Consider the following 2593-nt stretch of genomic DNA (forward strand, 5'->3'; position numbering starts at 1 on the left):
CCCGGATGCCAGCCGGCTGGGCCGAAGGTGCCGCTGGCCGGGCGGCGGAAAGCAAGCCCCGGCGTCCAACCCCGCCGACCGGCCCCGAACGCAGTCCCGCCCTCCCAGGGGGCCGTGCCCAAGTCCAGCCTATCGCCACCCTCCGACGAAAACCGCCGTTCACAGCCCCGGAGGGACGTTTTGTCCACATCGCCCTCACCCTGTGGACAGGGGCTCAAGAAACAGCCACTTCACCCGTGGACCGGCAGACTCGGAGCACTGGGCTTGGGTATCGTCACGCCCAGCCACCTGATCTTCTGCACCGGGGAATGATGACCGAGCCGAACGTGAATCCCGAGCAGCCCGACGCGCGCGAAGCCGACAGGCTGGGCCCGCGGCCGCTCGCGCGGCCGGCCGTCGATCCGGCTCAGGCCGCCGTTTTCGGGCGGCCGCACGGCGTCGATGGTGCGTTCGACCAGCTCTACTCCCCGCAGAAGACCAACGGCGTCAACCTCGCCCCGCCCGCGCCCGAGTCGCTCGCCGAGGCCTTCCGGCGGCCGCCCGGGGCCGAAGGGGTGCTGCTCGAACGGCCGCGGGAAGCCGCCGGTGACGCCGCCGATGCCGAACCGCCCCTGTGGACCGGCACGCGCGATCCCTGGCGTGATCCCGGCGCCGCCGCGGTGCTCGCCGGGCCCGCCATGCCCGCCGAAGACGAGGAAAAGCCCGCCAAACGGCCGCCCGGCGCGCTGCTCAGCCTGCCCGAGGTGCTCTTCGGGCGGCGCGTGCAACCCAAGGCGCTCGTCCTGCTCGGCGTCGTCGCGCTGCTCATCGGCGCCGCCGGCGGGGTCGTCGGGTGGTGGGCCGCCGACACCGGCACCGAGCTCACCGGCTCCGCCACCATCTCCGAAGCCGAGGCCGGCAAGGAACGCCCCGCCGGGTCGGTCGCCGAAATCGCCAAGCGCGTCGCGCCCGCCGTCGTCTCGCTCGAGGTGTTCAAGGCCGGCGCCGAATCCGGCGAGCAGGGCTCCGGGGTCATGATCGACCCGCAGGGCTACATCCTCACCAACGAACACGTCATCGCCTCCGCCGCCGCGGATCCGGGCGTCAAGGTCACCGCCGTCTTCATCGACGGCACGCGCACCGAGGCCAAGCTCGTCGGCGCCGATCAGAAGACCGACCTCGCCGTCGTGAAGGTCAACGTCACCAACCCGACCGTGCTGCAGGTCGGCAAGTCCGCGGACCTGCAGGTCGGCGACACCGTGATGGCGATCGGCTCGCCGCTGGCGCTGCAGAACTCGGTGACCGCCGGCATCGTCAGCGCGCTGAACCGGCCGATCACCGCGGGCGGCGACAACGGCGCCCCGCCGGTCACCTACGAGGCCATCCAGACCGACGCCGCGATCAACCACGGCAACTCCGGCGGCGCGCTCGTCGACTCGACCGGCGCGCTGGTCGGCATCAACTCGTCGATCCGCTCGGCGGGCGCGGACGGCGGCAGCATCGGCATCGGCTTCGCCATCCCGAGCGACTACGCGATCAAGATCGCGAAAGCGCTGATCAAGGACGGCAAGGTCCAGCACGCGGACATCGGCATCAACGCGTCGTCGACGGTCGCCGGCTCGTCGACGATGGGTGCCCAGGTGAAGAACGTCGCGCCCGGCGGCCCGGCCGCGAACGCGGGCATCAAGGAAGGCGACGTCATCACGAAGATCGGCAACCGGCTCGTCCGCGACTCCGCGGAACTGACGGTCGCGGTCCGCGCGCACGACGTCGGCGAAGTGGTCCCGGTGCAGCTGGCCCGCGACGGCGCCAGTTTCGTCGTCGACGTAACCCTGGCTTCCGACTGAGTTCCCGTGTTCGGCCTGCCGGAGCGCGGCGGGTGGCGGGTACCCTGGGCGGGTAGGTTCCGAGTGGAGGTAGACGGGTGTTCGAGAGTGTCGGATGGGGGGAGATCCTCGTCCTCATCATCGCCGGTCTGTTCATCCTCGGCCCGGAACGGCTGCCCGAGGCGGCGTCCTGGCTCGCGAAGAGCGTGCGCAAGGTCCGCGACTTCGCGACCGGCGCGAAGGAGCAGCTCCGCGAGGAGATGGGCCCGGAGTTCGACCAGCTGCGCAAACCCCTGGAAGACCTCCGCGGGCTGCGGAACTTCGACCCGAAGCGCGTCGTGACGCAGCACCTGTTCGACGGCGACGCCGACCCGCTCGGCCTGAAGGGCATCACGAACGGCAGCAGCACCCCGGCGAACGGGACCAACGGCTCGAACAGCTACCTGGCCGGCCAGACCCAGTCGGCGCCGGAGCCGCTCAAGCCGGGCGAGCGCCCGCCGATCGACCCGGACGCGACATAGCCGACATCGGTTTCCTCACCGAGTCCGACCGCGCCGGCTGGGAGGTCCTGGCCCGCGGCAAGGACGCGTATTTCGCCGTCTCACGCAGCGACGAAGCCTATGAACGAACCTGGCGCCGCCTGTTCGGCGACGAGCGGATCCGCGGGCTCGCCGCCCGGCTGGACGGCGAGCTGGTGGGATTCGCGCACTACCTGTTCCACGCGAGCGTCTGGTACGCGGGGAAGTGCTACCTGGCGGACCTGTTCGTGGCGGACCGGGCCCGGCGGC

The 2593-nt window shown here is 71.5% G+C and carries 2 protein-coding genes; both read left to right on the forward strand.

Going from position 1 to position 2593, the window contains the following annotated elements; translation table 11 throughout:
- Positions 1 to 308: 308 nt before the first annotated feature.
- Positions 309 to 1826 (forward strand): S1C family serine protease, encoded by a 1518-nt coding sequence (locus tag CCN39_RS47975; RefSeq protein WP_167455389.1) that lies wholly within the window; start codon positions 309 to 311, stop codon positions 1824 to 1826.
- Between the two features lie 77 nt (positions 1827 to 1903).
- Positions 1904 to 2326 (forward strand): Sec-independent protein translocase protein TatB, encoded by a 423-nt coding sequence (gene tatB, locus CCN39_RS47980; RefSeq protein ID WP_086853854.1) that lies wholly within the window; start codon positions 1904 to 1906, stop codon positions 2324 to 2326.
- Positions 2327 to 2593 lie beyond the last annotated feature (267 nt).

Origin of the sequence: Amycolatopsis kentuckyensis, assembly GCF_002155975.1 — a bacterium.
Taxonomy (GTDB): domain Bacteria; phylum Actinomycetota; class Actinomycetes; order Mycobacteriales; family Pseudonocardiaceae; genus Amycolatopsis; species Amycolatopsis kentuckyensis.